Annotated in this window: 16 protein-coding genes; 13 read left to right on the forward strand and 3 right to left on the reverse strand. The window is 72.6% G+C overall.

Translation table 11 applies throughout. The annotated features are described in order from the left end of the window. The first annotated feature begins 104 nt into the window (after positions 1 to 104). Genes AC0QU1_RS06860 through AC0QU1_RS06870 form a run of 3 tightly spaced genes read left to right on the forward strand, consistent with a single transcriptional unit; the run spans position 105 to position 4471 of the window. A complete protein-coding gene (locus AC0QU1_RS06860; protein WP_483575389.1) occupies positions 105 to 1625 on the forward strand; it encodes an ABC transporter permease in 1521 nt (506 codons plus the stop codon). A gap of 27 nt (positions 1626 to 1652) precedes the next feature. After that, positions 1653 to 2651, forward strand: a complete 999-nt coding sequence (locus AC0QU1_RS06865) for an ABC transporter permease (protein ID WP_483575390.1) — start codon at positions 1653 to 1655, stop codon at positions 2649 to 2651. 2 nt (positions 2652 to 2653) lie between these two features. Further along, entirely contained in the window at positions 2654 to 4471 is a 1818-nt protein-coding gene (locus tag AC0QU1_RS06870) for an ABC transporter ATP-binding protein (RefSeq protein WP_483575392.1), read from the forward strand. On the opposite strand, the gene AC0QU1_RS06875 is transcribed toward AC0QU1_RS06870, so the two are convergent. Then, positions 4472 to 5434: a hypothetical protein gene (locus tag AC0QU1_RS06875; RefSeq protein WP_483575394.1), complete on the reverse strand. Its 963-nt coding sequence runs from the start codon at positions 5432 to 5434 to the stop codon at positions 4472 to 4474. It abuts the gene before it with no gap. 144 nt (positions 5435 to 5578) lie between these two features. Continuing rightward, positions 5579 to 6526, reverse strand: coding sequence for a 2,3,4,5-tetrahydropyridine-2,6-dicarboxylate N-succinyltransferase (gene dapD / locus AC0QU1_RS06880; protein WP_483575395.1), 948 nt, complete (start codon positions 6524 to 6526; stop codon positions 5579 to 5581). Positions 6527 to 6569: 43 nt separating this feature from the next. On the opposite strand from dapD, the gene dapE reads away from it, so the two are divergent. The 4 genes from dapE (at position 6570) to AC0QU1_RS06900 (ending at position 9792) form a co-directional block, all read left to right on the forward strand. Next, positions 6570 to 7706: a succinyl-diaminopimelate desuccinylase gene (gene dapE / locus AC0QU1_RS06885; protein WP_483575396.1), complete on the forward strand. Its 1137-nt coding sequence runs from the start codon at positions 6570 to 6572 to the stop codon at positions 7704 to 7706. A 9-nt stretch (positions 7707 to 7715) separates the two neighbouring features. Beyond that, positions 7716 to 8570: an LOG family protein gene (locus tag AC0QU1_RS06890; RefSeq protein WP_483575397.1), complete on the forward strand. Its 855-nt coding sequence runs from the start codon at positions 7716 to 7718 to the stop codon at positions 8568 to 8570. After that, on the forward strand, positions 8571 to 9494 hold the full coding sequence (folP, locus tag AC0QU1_RS06895) for a dihydropteroate synthase (RefSeq protein ID WP_483575398.1): 924 nt from the start codon (positions 8571 to 8573) through the stop codon (positions 9492 to 9494). It abuts the gene before it with no gap. Positions 9495 to 9624: 130 nt separating this feature from the next. Next, positions 9625 to 9792 carry a DUF3117 domain-containing protein gene (locus tag AC0QU1_RS06900; protein WP_084467633.1) on the forward strand — a complete coding sequence of 56 codons (168 nt, stop codon included), beginning with the start codon at positions 9625 to 9627 and terminating at the stop codon, positions 9790 to 9792. Positions 9793 to 9845: 53 nt separating this feature from the next. Here the strand turns inward: AC0QU1_RS06900 and AC0QU1_RS06905 are convergent, their stop codons facing one another. Beyond that, complete coding sequence (locus tag AC0QU1_RS06905; protein WP_483575401.1) at positions 9846 to 10418, reverse strand: O-methyltransferase; 573 nt, start codon at positions 10416 to 10418, stop codon at positions 9846 to 9848. Positions 10419 to 10594: 176 nt separating this feature from the next. On the opposite strand from AC0QU1_RS06905, the gene sigE reads away from it, so the two are divergent. The 6 genes from sigE to AC0QU1_RS06935 are packed head-to-tail and all read left to right on the forward strand — an operon-like array spanning position 10595 to position 15681. Then, on the forward strand, positions 10595 to 11197 hold the full coding sequence (sigE, locus tag AC0QU1_RS06910) for an RNA polymerase sigma factor SigE (RefSeq protein ID WP_483575403.1): 603 nt from the start codon (positions 10595 to 10597) through the stop codon (positions 11195 to 11197). Beyond that, positions 11197 to 12135: a zf-HC2 domain-containing protein gene (locus AC0QU1_RS06915; RefSeq protein ID WP_483575405.1), complete on the forward strand. Its 939-nt coding sequence runs from the start codon at positions 11197 to 11199 to the stop codon at positions 12133 to 12135. Before sigE ends, AC0QU1_RS06915 begins: the two co-directional genes overlap by 1 nt. Further along, complete coding sequence (locus AC0QU1_RS06920; protein WP_483575406.1) at positions 12132 to 13583, forward strand: S1C family serine protease; 1452 nt, start codon at positions 12132 to 12134, stop codon at positions 13581 to 13583. The genes AC0QU1_RS06915 and AC0QU1_RS06920 overlap by 4 nt, the downstream gene beginning before the upstream one ends. A 55-nt stretch (positions 13584 to 13638) precedes the next feature. After that, on the forward strand, positions 13639 to 14034 hold the full coding sequence (locus tag AC0QU1_RS06925) for a twin-arginine translocase TatA/TatE family subunit (protein ID WP_483575408.1): 396 nt from the start codon (positions 13639 to 13641) through the stop codon (positions 14032 to 14034). Between the two features lie 40 nt (positions 14035 to 14074). Then, complete coding sequence (trpS, locus tag AC0QU1_RS06930; protein ID WP_483575410.1) at positions 14075 to 15148, forward strand: tryptophan--tRNA ligase; 1074 nt, start codon at positions 14075 to 14077, stop codon at positions 15146 to 15148. Next, complete coding sequence (locus AC0QU1_RS06935; RefSeq protein WP_483575411.1) at positions 15145 to 15681, forward strand: 2'-5' RNA ligase family protein; 537 nt, start codon at positions 15145 to 15147, stop codon at positions 15679 to 15681. Before trpS ends, AC0QU1_RS06935 begins: the two co-directional genes overlap by 4 nt. Positions 15682 to 15708: the final 27 nt, after the last annotated feature.

The raw sequence follows: 15708 nt of genomic DNA on the forward strand, positions 1-15708 counted from the left end.
TGACCTGGGGCGATGATGGCAATTTATACCTGGTGTCCTATAGTGACACGCTGATCGCTTTCCCCAGCAGACGCTGTGCTGCGTCCGCCTCGAAGGGCCAACCCGTGCTCAAGTTCATCCTCCGGCGCATCGGCGCCTCGGCGCTCGTTCTGCTGGGCGCCTCCTTGCTCATGTTCGTCCTGACCATCAACTCAGGGGACCCGCTCAAGGACCTGCGCGAGTCCAACGTGCAGAACAAGGAGCAGCTCATGGCGCAGCGGTCCGCGCTGCTGCACCTCGACGACCCGTGGTACGAGCGGTACTGGGACTGGCTCAGCGGCGTCGGAGGATGCTTCACCGGGAACTGTGACCTCGGGGTCACCATCAACGGCGTCGACGTGCTGGGGCTCACCCAGCAGGCGGCCACCTCGACGCTGCGGCTCATCACCGTCTCCACGCTGCTCGCCATCGTCGTCGGCATCGCGCTCGGTATCCTCACCGCCATCCGCCAGTACTCGGGCTTCGACTACTCGGTGACGTTCGCGGCGTTCCTGTTCTTCTCGCTGCCGGTGTTCTGGGCCGCGACGCTGCTCAAGGAGTACGCGGCCATCCAGTACAACAACTGGATCGCCGTGGGCCAGTACGCGCCGTGGACCATCGTGCTGATAGCCCTGCTGGCGGCGTTCCTGCTCCAGGCGGTGCTCGGCGGGTCCACCCGGCGCCGGCTCGTCACGGGGGCCGTCACCTTCGCGTTCGTCACCGTCATGCTCTTCGTCTTCAACGCGCTCGACTGGTGGCGCAACCCGATGTTCGGCATCGGCGGCGTGCTCGTGGTGTCCGCCGCCGCGGGCGTGCTCGTCACGGCGCTGGTCACCGGCCTCCGCAACCGGCGGGTGCTCTACGGGGCGCTCACCACCGCCGTCGTCGGCGCGGTCGCCTACCTCGCGTTCGCGCCGCTCCTGGTGAACCAGCCGTCCTGGCTGCTGCTCGCCGGGCTGTTCGTGCTCGCCGTTGGTGTGTCCGTGGCCATCGGCGCGGCCTGGGGCGGCTACGCGCGCCGGCAGGCCATGCTCGTCACCGGGATCACCGGCGTCATCACCAGCATCATGGTCGTCGCGGACATCCTGATCGCGCACTGGGCGAGCTTCCTGAGCCTCAAGTCGCGCCCCATCTCGACCATCGGCTCGCAGACGCCGAACTTCACCGGCGAGTTCTGGGAGCAGGTGCTCGACATGGGCACGCAGATCCTGCTGCCGACCATCCTGCTCACCCTCGTCTCGGTGGCGACGCACTCCCGCTACACGCGCTCCTCCATGCTGGAGACGCTGAACCAGGACTACGTGCGCACCGCCCGGTCCAAGGGCCTGTCCGAGCGCGAGGTCATCGTCAAGCACGCGTTCCGCAACGCGCTGATCCCCATCACCACGATCGTCGCGTTCGACTTCGCCGCCCTCATCGGCGGCGCGGTGATCACGGAGCAGGTGTTCGGCTGGAAGGGCATGGGCGCCCTGTTCCAGGACGGTCTGAACGCGGTGGACCCGGCGCCGGTGATGGCGTTCTTCCTCGTCACCGGCCTGGCCGCCGTGCTGATGAACCTGCTGGCAGACATCGCGTACGCGGCCCTCGACCCCCGGATCCGGCGCTGAGCGCGGGCCACGGCAGGAGACACAGACATGAGTGACATCAGGAACACCAACCCCGGCGGCGAGGACTACGAGCCGCAGCTCTCGGCGACCAGCACCGACGCGGTGGGCCTCGCGGCCGGCGGCTCGGCCGACCCGCTGCCCGGCGAGGACAAGTCCTACAGCCAGGGCCAGCTCGTGGCACGCCGGTTCTTCCGGCACCGGGCCGCGATCATCTCGATGATCGTGCTCGGCGTCGTCATCGTCGTTGCCTTCACGTCCATCGGCATCGGCCCCATCCCCGGCTGGTGGCCCAAGGACTACACGCTCCAGTACGACAAGATCGGCGACGGCGCGCCCACCTGGGAGTACCCATTCGGCCAGGACACGGGCGGCAAGGACTACTTCGCGCTGGTCATGCGCGGTACGCAGTTCTCGCTGATCATCGCGTTCGCCGTCGGCATCATCTCCACGGTCGTCGGCACGCTGATCGGGGCCCTCGCCGGCTTCTACCGCGGCTGGGTCGAGTCGGTCCTCATGCGGCTGACCGACGTCTTCATCGTCATCCCGCTCCTGGTCATCGCGGCGGTGCTCGGCAAGACGGCGTCCGGCGCCGGTATCTGGGGCCTGGCCCTGGTGCTCGGCCTGGTCACCTGGACGAGTCTGGCCCGCCTCGTGCGCGGCGAGGTGCTCTCGCTGCGCGAGCGCGACTTCGTGCTCGCGGCGCAGGCCGTCGGCACGAGCCCGTGGCGCATCATCAGCCGGCACGTGCTGCCCAACGCGGTGGGCGTGATCATCGTGTCCGCGACGCTCGCCATCGCCTCGGCCATCCTGCTCGAGACCGCCCTGAGCTTCCTCGGGTTCGGCGTGCAGCCGCCCGACACGTCGCTCGGCACCCTGATCAACGAGTACCAGTCGGCGTTCACCACCCGGCCGTGGCTGTTCTGGTGGCCCGGCGTGATGATCCTGACGATCGCCCTGTGCGTGAACTTCATCGGCGACGGCCTGCGCGACGCGTTCGACCCCCGCCAGAACCGGACCAAGGACTGAGCATGACAACTCTCGACATCAGCGCTGCCGGTCCGGCCACGGCGGCCGGCGACGCCGTCCTCTCCTTCGAGGACCTCAGCGTCACGTTCAAGACCGAGTTCGGCGACGTGCACGCCGTCAAGGGCATCGACCTGGAGGTGCGCCCCGGCGAGGTGGTCGCGCTCGTGGGCGAGTCCGGCTCGGGCAAGTCCGTCACCTCGATGACGGCGCTCGGCCTGCTGCCCCGCAACGCGCGTGTCGGCGGCACCGTGCGGGTGGGCGACAAGACCGTGGGCGCCCTGGACGGCAGGGGGCTGCGCGACATGCGCGGCAACGACGTGGCCATGGTGTTCCAGGAGCCGATGACGGCCCTGAACCCCGTGCTCACGATCGGCGACCAGCTCACCGAGGGCCTGCAGCTCCACGGCATCGCCTACGGCAAGCGGGCCATGGAGCGCGCGGCCGAGCTGCTCACCATGGTCGGCATCCCCGAGCCGGAGCGCCGCCTCAAGCAGTACCCGCACGAGCTGTCGGGCGGCCAGCGCCAGCGTGTGGTCATCGCCATGGCCATCGCGTGCGACCCGAAGGTGATCATCGCCGACGAGCCCACCACCGCGCTGGACGTCACGGTGCAGGCCGACATCCTCGACCTGCTGCGCTCGCTCAAGGACAAGCTGAACACCGGCATCCTGCTGATCACCCACAACATGGGCGTCGTGGCCGACATGGCCGACCGCGTCGCCGTCATGCTCAAGGGTGACCTCGTGGAGACCGGCACGGCCGACCAGGTGCTCAACCACCCGCGCCACGAGTACACCAAGCGCCTGCTGGCCGCCGTGCCGCACCTGGGCTCCGGGCCGGGCCAGTTCGGCGACGTCGCGCCGGTCGAGGCGGCCCCCGAGGACGTCCCGGCGCTGGACCTGCGCAGCCTGGTCATCGAGTACCACCGCCTCGGCAAGCCGACCTTCCGCGCCGTCGACGACGTGACGCTGTCCGTGGCGCAGGGCGAGATCGTCGGCCTGGTGGGCGAGTCGGGCTCCGGCAAGTCCACCATCGCGAAGTGCGCGCTGGGGCTCATCCCGGCGGCGTCGGGGTCGGTGTCGATCCTGGGCGGCGACTTCCGCAGGCTGCGCGGCAAGGAGCTCAAGGCCCTCCGCCGGCGCATCGGCGTCGTGTTCCAGGACCCGGCCTCCTCGCTCAACCCGCGCCTGCCCATCGGCGACGTCATCGCGGAGCCGCTGGTGGTGCACAAGGAGGGTGACGAGCGGTCGCGGCGCCGCCGCGTGCTGGAGCTGCTCGACGCCGTCGAGCTGCCGCGCAGCGCCTACAACCGCTACCCGCACGAGCTGTCGGGCGGCCAGCGTCAGCGTGTCAGCATCGCGCGCGCCCTGACGCTCGACCCCGAGCTGCTGGTCGCGGACGAGCCGACGTCGGCCCTTGACGTGTCCGTGCAGGCCAACGTGCTCAAGATGTTCACGGCGCTGCAGGAGCGGTACAAGTTCGCGTGCCTGTTCGTGAGCCACGACCTCGCGGTGATCGACCTGCTCGCCCACCGCGTGGTGGTGCTGCAGAACGGCAGGATCGTGGAGCAGGGCCCGCGCGAGGAGGTGCTGCACCACCCGCGCGAGGAGTACACGCAGCGGCTCATCGCCGCGGCCCCGGTCCCGGAGCCGCTCGAGCAGCGCCGACGCCGCGAGGCGCGGCATGCCCTGCTCAACAAGCTCGGCGACGACGTCGCGGAGCTGCACGTCGAGGACGACTACGAGCGCCCGGAGCCGCGCCAGAACGAGGGCGGGAACGCGTCCGGCCTGGGCGGCTTCATGGCCGACGGCGGCAACTGACTACTCCGCGGCGTCCACCGTGATCCGGACCTCGCCGGGGCTGAGCGCAGCCCCGGCGTCGGTCCAGACGGCCTCCTCGCGGAGCCAGACCTGTCCGCCCACCTGTACCTCGACCGCCTGTGTCGCCTGGGCCGTCGCCACCGCCCACTGGGCGGTGGCCCAGGCGCCGCGCCGGGGGTCGTCGGGTGTGAGCGGCGAGGCGTCCACCGTCACGGTGGACGACGCCGGGTCCTGCCGGCTCGCGTCCGCCGCGCCGGTGGCGGGCGCGAGCCCGAGGTCGCGGCCCAGGCGGCCCACCACGACGTCGCGGGCGGCGTCCGGGGCGAGCTGGTCACCGTCCGCCACCGGCGCGAGCTCGCAGGACAGGACGCCGGGGGAGTTGCCCGTGAGGGCTGAGGCCCAGGCGCGCGACCGCATCTCGTGCCGCGCGTACGCGTCGGGGTAGGCCGAGCGTTGCACGGTCTGCGCCGCGTCGGTCACCGCCATGTCCTCGTAGCCCTCGACCTGGACCAGCACGTCGTAGAAGGCGTTGGTCGAGTAGACGGGGTCGAGGATCTGCTCGACGGTGCCCCAGCCCTGCGACGGGCGCTGCTGGAACAGGCCCACCGAGTCGCGGTCACCGTGCTCGATGTTGATGAGCTTGGACTCCTGCAGCGCCGTGGCGAGCCCGATCGTCGCCGCCCGCGCCGGCAGGCCGCGGCTGACGGAGATGCCGGCCACCAGCGCGGCGTTGTCCGCCTGCGCGGGGGACAGGTACCAGTCCGAGCCGTCGAGCACCGCCGTGCAGCGCTCGGTGACGGGCCCGGAGCCCGTCAGGCTGTTCAGCCCCACGACGACGCCGACCGTCGCCACCGCGCCCACCGCCCCGATCACCACGACGTACTTCAGGAGGCGCCGCAACGGCCGCCGGGGCGGGAAGCCGTCGGCGGGAGGTGGCGGGACGGTCCTGGCCAGGAGTGCCATGGGGGTCTCCCTGTCGTCCGGGGCGGTAGAGAGGAGGATCGGGAATTCTAATCCGCCGGGTCAGGGGTTGTGCAAATTTAGCCTTTGGTCCGGGATGCCCGGATGGTCGGAGGTTGCCGCCCGCTCCGTCGGCCAGCGTCCGGGTCAGTTCGCGTGCAGCGCCTCGTTGAGCTCGATGCCGACGCCGGTGCGGTCGAGCACCTCGACGGCGCCCGTCGTGGAGTTGCGGCGGAACAGCAGGTTGCTGCGCCCCGCGAGGTCGCGGGCCTTGACGGGGGCGGTGCCGTCACCGTACGGATCGGCCGCCGCGCCGAGCACCGTCACCTTGGTGCCAGCGGTGAGGTACAGGCCGGCCTCGACCACGCAGTCGTCGCCCAGCGGGATGCCGAGGCCCGCGTTGGCGCCCAGCAGGCACCGCTCGCCGAGCGACACCACCTGCTTGCCGCCGCCGGACAGGGTGCCCATGATCGAGGCGCCGCCGCCGACGTCGGACCCGTCGCCCACCGTGACGCCCGCCGAGATGCGGCCCTCGACCATGGACGCGCCGAGCGTGCCCGCGTTGAAGTTGACGAAGCCCTCGTGCATCACCGTGGTCCCGGGGGCGAGGTACGCGCCGAGGCGCACGCGGTCGGCGTCGGCGATGCGGACGCCGGACGGGACCACGTAGTCCACCATGCGCGGGAACTTGTCGACGCCGAACACCGTGAGGGGGCCGCGGGCGCGCAGGCGCACGCGGGTCTCCTCGAAGCCGTCGACGGCGCACGGGCCCGCGCTGGTCCAGACGACGTTCGTCAGCGCGCCGAAGATCCCGTCCATGGTGAGCCCGTGCGGGCGGACCAGGCGGGCCGAGAGCAGGTGAAGCCGCAGGTAGGCGTCCGGGACGTCCTTGGGCGGGTCGGCGAGGTCGATCCGCGTGGTCACGACCTCCAGCCGGACGCCGCGCACCTCGTCCGCGCCGGTGAGCGCCGCGAGGGCTTCGGGCGGGGTGGCGCCGGCGGGCATGTCGCCGAGGGCGGGTGCCGGGTACCAGGTGTCGAGGACGGTGCCGTCGTCGGCGATCGTGGCAAGGCCGAAGCCCCATGCGGTCGTCATAAGGCAAGCCTAACGGCCGTCGCGAGCCCATAGGCTTTGCCCTGTGGACACCGTGATCGACCCAGCCCTGCTCGACCCAGGCACGGGGGCCGACCTCGTCACGCTCACGCAGCTCATCTGCGACATCCCGTCCGTCAGCGGCGACGAGAAGGCGCTCGCCGACGAGATAGAGGCGGTCCTGCGCGGCTGCCCCCACCTGGAGGTGCTGCGCGACGGCGACGCCGTCGTGGCCCGGACGAACCTGGGCCGCGCCCGGCGCGTGGTGATCGCTGGGCACATCGACACGGTGCCGATCGCGGACAACCTGCCCACGCGCCTGGTCCGCCCCGAGCCGGGCGAGGGCGACGGCGTCGAGCTGTGGGGGCGCGGCACCGTCGACATGCTGGGCGGCGTGGCCGTCGCCCTCGCGCTGGCGGTCGAGCTCGGGGCGCCGGGCAGCGTGCCCGCGCACGACCTGACGTGGATCTTCTATGACCACGAGGAGGTGGACTCCGCCCTGAACGGCCTCGGCCGGCTGGCGCGCAACCATCCGGAGCTGCTCCGCGGCGACTTCGCGATCCTCGGCGAGCCCTCGAACGCCGGCATCGAGGGCGGCTGCAACGGCACCATGCGCGTCGACGTGCGCACGAGGGGCGTCGCCGCCCACTCGGCGCGGGCGTGGACCGGCCAGAACGCCATCCACGCGGCGGCGCCCGTGCTGACCCGGCTCGCGGCGTACACGCCGCGCGAGGTCGAGGTCGACGGCCTGGTCTACCGCGAGGGGCTCAACGCCGTGCGGATCGAGGGCGGCATCGCGGGCAACGTCGTCCCGGACGCGTGCACGGTCGAGGTGAACTACCGGTTCGCGCCGTCGCGCACCGTCGAGGAGGCCGAGGCGCACCTGCGCGAGGTCTTCGCGGGGTACGACGTGCTCGTGACCGACGCCGCCGGCGGCGCCCGCCCCGGCCTCGACGACCCGCTGGCCGCCCAGTTCGTGAAGTCGGTGCTGGCCACGACGGGCGGCGTGCCCGCGCCGAAGTACGGCTGGACCGACGTCGCCCGGTTCGCCGAGCTGGGCGTGCCAGCGGTCAACTTCGGCCCCGGCGACCCGCTGCTCGCGCACAAGGACGACGAGCACCTTCCGGTCGCGCAGCTCGGGCAGTGCAGGGACGCGCTGCGTGCCTGGCTGCTGGGCGGATAGTTTGGTCGCATGAGCGACGAGGGCATTCCGGAGTCCGGCAGCGGTTACCGCCGCGGCCCGGTACTCCTGCGCGGGCACCAGATCCCGCGGACGACCACGGACCAGCGACTTCTCGCACCGGACCAGGAGACGGACTGGCTGCACGCCGACCCGTGGCGCGTGATGCGCATCCAGAGCGAGTTCGTCGAGGGGTTCGGCGCGCTGGCCGAGCTGGGCCGGGCCGTCTCGGTCTTCGGCTCGGCCCGGACCAAGCGCGACCACGAGGACTACGCGGCGGGGGAGACCGTCGGCCGGCTCCTGGTCGAGGCCGGGTACGCCGTCATCACCGGCGGCGGGCCCGGCGTCATGGAGGCGGCCAACAAGGGCGCCGCCGAGGCGGGTGGCACCTCGGTGGGCCTCGGGATCGAGCTGCCCTTCGAACAGGGTGTCAACGCGTACGTGAATCTCGGCATCAACTTCCGGTACTTCTTCGCGCGAAAGACGATGTTCCTGAAGTACGCGCAGGGATTCATCGTGATGCCCGGAGGATTCGGCACCTTCGACGAGCTCTTCGAAGCGGTCACCCTGGTACAGACGCACAAGGTGACCCAGTTCCCGCTCGTCCTGGTGGGCAAGGACTACTGGGGCGGCCTGCTGGAGTGGATCCGGTCGACGGCGCTGACCCACGGCACCATCAGCCAGGCCGACCTCGACATCATCTACCTCACCGACGACCCGGCAGAGGCGGTGCGGCACGTCGTCGAGCGGGCGCACCAGATCGCGGCGGAGCAGGCGGCACTGCAGGCCGCGGTGGCCGCGGAGCGCGCCACCGAGGAGGCCGCCGCCGTCGGACCCGGGGCGCCGAGCGCCCTGGGAGGCCGGTAGGTGGACGGTCCGGACCCCCACGGGCCGGCCGTTCCGCCGGCGTCCGCGCCGCTGGTGCTGCGCGGACGCGAGGTGGGCCGCGCCGGGCGCGCCGTGCGCCCCGTCGTGATGGCGGTGCTGAACCGCACCACCGACTCGTTCTACGCCCCCGCCCGGATGCCCGACGACGCCGCGGCGCTCGCGGCCGCCGAGCGCGCGTTCGCCGACGGCGCCGAGATCCTCGACGTCGGCGGCGTGCGGGCGGGCAACGGCGCGGTGGTGGACGAGGCGGAGGAGATCCGCCGCGTCGTCCCGTTCGTCGCGGCCGTCCGCCGGGCCGTGCCGGACCTGCTGGTCTCGGTGGACACCTGGCGCGCCGGGGTGGCCCGCGCGGCGGTCGACGCCGGCGCGGACCTGATCAACGACACGTGGGCCGGGCACGACCCGGACCTGGTCGAGGTGGCGGGCGCGGCCGGCGTCGGCGTCGTGTGCTCGCACACCGGGGGCGCGGTGCCGCGCACCGACCCCTACCGCGTGGAGTACCCCGGCGGGCTGCTGGCCGACGTCGTCGCGACCCTGCGGGCCGCCGCCGAGCGGGCCGTGGCGTGCGGTGTGCCGCGCGCGTCCGTGCTCGTGGACCCGACCCATGACTTCGGCAAGAACACGTGGCACTCGCTCCAGCTCCTGCGCAGCACGGGCGCGCTGACCGGGCTCGGTTTCCCGCTGCTCATGGCGCTGTCCCGGAAGGACTTCGTGGGCGAGGCGCTCGACCTGCCGCCCGAGGAGCGGCTGGAGGGAACCCTGGCCGCCACGGCGGTCGCCGCCTGGCTCGGCGCCCGGGTCTTCCGCGCCCACGACGTGGCGGCGACGCGCCGGGTCCTCGACCTCGTGGCAGCCGTCCGCGACGAGGCTCCGCCCGCCGCCGCGCTCCGTGGACTCGCCTGATTCGTCCAGGTCCGAATAGGTGCGTGGAAAGTAAGGGGCGCTATTTGAACTAGAATGGCTGTGTGCGCTCGGCGTTCGCCGGGATCATGAATGCTGCTACACACCGGACAACGGAATGGGAGAGCCACACATGGCTGCGATGAAGCCGCGAACGGGTGACGGACCGCTCGAGGTCACCAAGGAGGGGCGCGGCATCGTCATGCGTGTGCCGCTCGAGGGCGGCGGTCGGCTTGTCGTCGAGCTCAACGCGACCGAGGCAAGCGAGCTCGGCGACGCTCTCCAGACCGTCGTCGGCTGAACCGAGGCTGAGCTCTGCCGGCCGTCCGGCGCGGGAGCCGGCCTCTTGTCGGGTCAGCGGCGGACGGCCAGCAGCAGCCCGTCCCCGCTCGGCAGCATGGCGGGCAGGACGCGCTCGTCGTTGCGCAGCGTCCGCCCCACCTCGCGGACGACGGTGGTGAGCTCGTCGCGGCGCGCGGGGTCCGCCACCCGGTCCCGCAGCAGGGCACCGTCGACGGCGAGCACGCCGCCCGGGCGCAGCAGCCGCAGGGCCTCGTTCACGTACTCGGGATACGCGAGCGGGTCGCTCGCCACGAGCACCAGGTCGTAGGCGCCGTCCGCCAGCCGGGGCAGCACGTCGCCGGGCCGGCCGGGGATGATCCGGGTGCGCTGCGGGGCGACGCCGTCCTCCGCGAACGCCGTCCGCGCCGCCCGCTGGTGCTCCACCTCCCGGTCGATGGTGGTGAGCTGGCCCTCGAGCGGCATCCCCCGCAGCAGCCAGAGCGCCGCCACGCCGGCGCCCGTGCCGACCTCGACCACCGCGTGCGCGTTGGTGGCGGCGGCCAGCACCCGCAGCACCGCGCCGACGCCGGGCAGGACGGCGGGCGTGCCGAGCTCCGACGCCCGTTCGCGGGCGCGCAGGAGCACCTCGTCCTCCGGGACGAAGGCCTCGCTGTAGACCCAGGCCGCGACCTTGCCGTGGCCGGACGGCTCCGCTGTGCTGATGGGTTCCTCCGCTGAACCGGTGCAGATGTGAGCATCACGTGCGGCGACAGGGTACAGCCCGTGGGAACGCCTGGGCTTCCAGGTGCGTTGAGAGGACGATGACTACTGTGAGCACTCGCGCAGCAGCAGACGCAGGCGCGTCGGTACCCCAGGGGGCCGACGCCGCCGACATGCCCTGGCAGCCGCCGACCTGGGAAGAGATCGTGCGCGAGCACTCGGCGCGCGTCTACCGCCTCGCCTATCGCCTCACCGGCAACAAGCAGGACGCCGAGGACCTCACCCAGGAGACCTTCATCCGGGTGTTCCGCTCGCTGTCGAGCTACACGCCCGGCACGTTCGAGGGCTGGCTGCACCGCATCACCACCAACCTGTTCCTGGACCAGGCCCGCCGCAAGAAGCGCATCCGCATGGAGGCGATGGGCGACGACGACGGCCACGTGGCCGACACCGGCGACTTCGGCCGCCCCGAGCGCGGGTACGAGCACGCCAACCTGGACCAGGACGTGCAGAAGGCGCTCGACGCGCTGCGCCCCGAGTACCGCGCCGCCGTCGTGCTGTGCGACATCGAGGGCCTCAGCTACGAGGAGATCGCGGTGACCCTCGGCGTGAAGCTCGGCACGGTGCGCAGCCGCATCCACCGGGCCCGCGCCCAGCTCCGCGACGCGCTGGAGCACCTCGCACCGTCGCGCGGGGGCGCGTGATGAGCCACCTCGGTGACCTGGTCAGCGCGCTGGCCGACGGGCAGCTCTCGCCCGCAGAGACCGAGCGCGCGCTCGCGCACGTGACGATGTGCCGCCTGTGCGCCCGCGAGCTCGACACCGCCCGTGCGGCCCGGCGCGCGCTCGCCTCCGCGGCCGACGTGACGCCGGACCCCGCCCTCACCGCGCGCCTGATGGCGCTCCAGGCGAGCATCCCGCCCACCTCCGACGACCCGCTGCGCCGGCCGTTCCTCGGCCCGGACCCGCTGGCCGCCCCGGTGTGGCAGGCCGCGGGGTTCGACGGTTTCGACGGCCGGATCGACCGCCCGGCGCGCCGCCGCAGGGCCGCCCGGATCGCCGCGCTCGGCGTCGGCGGCGCGGGCGTGCTGGGGCTGGCCCTCTTCACGCTCGGCGACGTTCCCGTGGTGTCCCCGCAGCTCTCCGCGCAGACCAGCATGACGATGCTCGGCCGCACCGGCTCGGACACGGTGGCGGCGGGCCAGGACGTGCTCGCGGAGCTCGACGTCGCGCCGAGCGAGCGCACGTCGGCGGCCCTCGACTGGGCGGCGGACAACGGCTGGGTGGTGCCGGCAGAGCTGCCCGAGGGGTACACGGTCTCGGCCATGCGCCTGGTGGGCGACCAGGGCCAGACGCTCGAGATCGACCTGGCCGGCCCTTCTGGCCACGCGGTGGTCCGCGAGCGTCCGGGTCAGCTCGCCGAGGGCGGCACCGTCGTCGGCGGCGTCCAGGTGCTCGCCACAGAGCCGGCCCACGTGGCGTGGCAGTCGGACGACATGGTGGTCGACGTCGTGGCGGACGCGCCGGAACAGGTGCTGACCGAGCTCGTGGCATCGTTCGGTGAGCATGGCTACGATGCCGGGGTCCTGCCCCGCATTGCCCGCGGGTGGCATACCGTGACAGGAGCCATCGAGAGCCCATGACCGACGACAACCCGTTCGCGCCCCCGACTCCGCGCGCAGCACAGCCCCGCACGAACGAACCGACTCCGGCCCCGGCTCCCCGGCCCGAGGGCGCGCCCGCCGGAACTCCGCAGGAGCAGGGGTCCCAGGCCCGGGTCACCCAGCAGCTCCCGGCGCAGCCGGCTGACCGGCCCACCGAGCAGCTCCCGTCCGGTCCGCTGATGACCGTGCCGGCCCCGCCGCCCCCGCCCGGCCCGGACCCGCAGGCCACGCATCCCGCGACAGGGTCGCACCCGACGGCACCGCACGGCACGGCACCGCACGGCACGGCGCCGCACGCGACGGCCCACACCCCCCGGCCCCGGCGCGGCAAGCTCGGCGCCGGCGCCGTGGCCGCCGTCGTCGTCACCGGGCTGCTCGCCGGTGCGGCCGGCGGTGTCGGTGCCTACGCGCTGCTGGACGCGCAGGAGACCGCGCGCCCCGCGGACGCCGAGCTGCCCGAGCCCGCCGCCGGCGCCACCCACGTGGAGCGCCCGGAGGGTTCGGTCGCCGCGATCGCCGCGGCGGCGCTGCCGAGCGTGGTCTCGATCGAGGTGCGCGCCCCGCAGGGTGTCGCGACGGGTTCGGGCATGATCCTCAAGGCCGAGGGCTACATCCTCACGAACAACCACGTGGTCGCGGAGGCCGAGGCGGGGGCCGACGTCACCGTCACGTTCTCCGACGGCCACGAGCAGCCCGCCGAGCTGGTGGGCGCGACGCCGGACTACGACCTCGCCGTCATCAAGGTCGACGAGACCGGCCTGGAGCCGCTCGTGCTCGGCAACTCGGACGAGGTGGTGGTCGGTGACTCCGTGCTCGCCGTCGGCTCGCCGCTCGGCCTGGAGGCCACGGTCACGACGGGCATCGTCAGCGCGCTCCACCGCCCCGTGAAGGCGGGGGAGTCGGCCGAGGCGGCCTTCATCGACGCCATCCAGACCGACGCCGCCATCAACCCGGGCAACTCCGGCGGCCCGCTGGTCAACTCGGCGGGTGAGGTGATCGGCATCAACTCGGCCATCGCCCAGGGGCCCGGCACCACGACGGCCACCGGCAACATCGGCCTCGGCTTCGCCATCCCGTCCAACCAGGCGCGGCACACCGCCGAGCAGCTCATCGAGACGGGCACCGCGACGTTCCCGATCATCGGCGTGCTGCTCGACCCCAGCTACCAGGGCGAGGGCGTGCGAGTGTCCCAGGAGGCGCAGCAGGGCACGCCGGCCGTGACCCCGGACGGCCCTGCCGACCAGGCGGGCATCGAGCCGGGTGACGTGATCCTCTCGATCGACGGCCGCCCCGTGTCGGTGGCGGACGAGCTCATCGTGGCGATCCGCGCCAAGGCGCCCGGCGACCCGGTGACGCTCGAGGTGCGCTCGGGCGACGACGAGCGCGAGGTCCGCGTGGTGCTCGAAGAGCGGTCCAGCGGCCAGTGAACAGAGTTCATCCGGCGCGCTCCGGCGGGCCTCGCGACGCGAGTAGGCTCTGACCGTGTTCGGCATCAACGGCTGGGAGTTCGTGATCATTCTGGTGGTCGCGATGCTCGTGATCGGCCCGGAGCGGCTGCCCGCCTACGCGGAGCAGCTCGGCTCCCTGGTGCGGCGTGGCCGCGACCTGCTCCAGAATGCGAAGGCGCGGGTCGACGACGAGCTCGGGCCCGAGTTCAGCGACGTCGACTGGTCCAAGCTCGACCCGCGCCAGTACGACCCGCGCCGGATCGTCCGCGAGGCCCTGCTCGACGACAGCCCGTACCCGCCGTCGGCCGCCGCACGGTCGACGGACGGGCCGGTCGGGGGCAACGGGCTGTCCGCGGCGTCGGCGGGCGGGGCGGCGGCCGGTGCCATGGCGGAACCCGGGAAGGCGCCGTACGACGACGAGGCGACCTGAGGATTCGGTGAGCGCGCGCGTACCTGCCAGAATATTGGCCATGTCGTCCGAAACCTCTACCGCGGCGGGCACTTCTCCTACTGCCCTCCGCCCCACCCGGCAGCGCATCTTCTCCGGGATGCAGCCCACCGACGGCTCGCTCCACCTGGGCAACTACATCGGTGCCCTGTCCCAGTGGGTCGCTCTGCAGGACTCCTACGACGCGCTCTACTGCGTGGTGGACCTGCACGCGCTCACGGTGAACCCGGACCCGGCGCTGCTGCGCGAGCGCACCCGCCGCACGGCCGCCCAGTACCTGGCCGGGGGAGTCGACCCGGAGCGCTCGGTGCTGTTCGTGCAGTCCCACGTGGCGGCGCACGCGGAGCTGGCGTGGCTGCTGAGCTGCCAGACCGGGTTCGGCGAGGCCGGGCGGATGACGCAGTTCAAGGACAAGTCGGCCAAGCAGGGCAGCGAGGGGACGACGGTCGGCCTGTTCACCTACCCCGTGCTCATGGCGGCCGACATCATGCTGTACGACGCCGCCCTGGTCCCCGTGGGCGAGGACCAGCGCCAGCACCTTGAGCTCACCCGCGACCTCGCCGAGCGCCTGAACGCCCGCTTCGGCGAGGGCACCGCCGTCGTGCCGGACGCGCACATCGTCAAGGCCGTGGCGAAGATCCAGGACCTCCAGGACCCGAGCTCGAAGATGAGCAAGTCCAGCGCGGGCGGCAAGGGCGTGGTCTGGCTGCTGGAGGACCCGAAGAAGGCGGTCAAGGCCATCAAGTCGGCCGTGACCGACGCCGACGAGACGTACGGCGTGCGCTTCGACCCGGTGGAGAAGCCGGGCATCTCGAACCTCCTGACGATCTTCTCGGCCGTCACCGGCCGCGACATCGACGAGATCGCCAAGGAGTACGACGGCCGCGGCTACGGCTACCTCAAGGTGGACCTGGCCGACGCCGTCGTCGCGTTCCTCGAGCCGTTCCAGGCCCGGGCCAACACCTACCTCGCGGACCCCGCCGAGCTGGACCGTGTGCTCGCCGACGGCGCCGACCGGGCCCGCGCGATCGCCGGCCCGGTGCTGAACCGGATGTACGAGCGGTTCGGCTTGCTGCCGTCCCGAGGCGAACGGTGAACCTCCCCGAGCGGGGACCCGGCCAGATCCGCATCGGGATCGCCATCGAGATCCCCGAACCCTTCGCCGCGGAGCTGAGCGCGGCGCGGGTCGCGGCGGACGACCCGCTGGCGAACTTCATCCCCCCGCACATCACGCTGCTCGGGCCCACGCTGATCGAGGTCGACCAGCTCGACGAGGCGCGGGCCCACCTCGCGGCGGTGGCCGCGGCGGCGCCGCCCTTCACGGTGCGGCTGCGCGGCACCGCCACGTTCCGGCCGATCTCGCCCGTGGTGTTCGTGGCGCTGGCGCAGGGCATCGCCGAGTGCGAGCAGCTCGAGTCGCGCGTGCGCTCGGGGATCCTGGACGGCGAGCTGCGGTTCAACTACCACCCGCACGTGACGATCGCGCACGAGGTGCCCGACGCCGACCTCGACAAGGCGTTCGACGCGATGGCCGACTACTCCGCCGACTTCGACGTCGACCGGTTCTACCAGTACGAGCACGGCGACGACGGGATCTGGCGGCCGCAGGCGGCGTTCCGGCTGGGCTGAGCCGGCTCTGCTCGGCCCGGGCGGGGC

This window comes from Promicromonospora noduliphila (genome assembly GCF_056951025.1).

Bases quoted from the DNA above. Each gene is read 5' to 3' on its own strand.
- AC0QU1_RS06865 (WP_483575390.1), top strand. From the start codon at position 1,653: ATGAGTGACATCAGGAACACCAACCCCGGCGGCGAGGACTACGAGCCG.
- AC0QU1_RS06870 (WP_483575392.1), top strand. From the start codon at position 2,654: ATGACAACTCTCGACATCAGCGCTGCCGGTCCGGCCACGGCGGCCGGC.
- AC0QU1_RS06875 (WP_483575394.1), bottom strand. From the start codon at position 5,434: ATGGCACTCCTGGCCAGGACCGTCCCGCCACCTCCCGCCGACGGCTTC.
- dapD (WP_483575395.1), bottom strand. From the start codon at position 6,526: ATGACGACCGCATGGGGCTTCGGCCTTGCCACGATCGCCGACGACGGC.
- AC0QU1_RS06890 (WP_483575397.1), top strand. From the start codon at position 7,716: ATGAGCGACGAGGGCATTCCGGAGTCCGGCAGCGGTTACCGCCGCGGC.
- AC0QU1_RS06900 (WP_084467633.1), top strand. From the start codon at position 9,625: ATGGCTGCGATGAAGCCGCGAACGGGTGACGGACCGCTCGAGGTCACC.
- sigE (WP_483575403.1), top strand. From the start codon at position 10,595: ATGACTACTGTGAGCACTCGCGCAGCAGCAGACGCAGGCGCGTCGGTA.
- AC0QU1_RS06915 (WP_483575405.1), top strand. From the start codon at position 11,197: ATGAGCCACCTCGGTGACCTGGTCAGCGCGCTGGCCGACGGGCAGCTC.
- AC0QU1_RS06920 (WP_483575406.1), top strand. From the start codon at position 12,132: ATGACCGACGACAACCCGTTCGCGCCCCCGACTCCGCGCGCAGCACAG.
- trpS (WP_483575410.1), top strand. From the start codon at position 14,075: ATGTCGTCCGAAACCTCTACCGCGGCGGGCACTTCTCCTACTGCCCTC.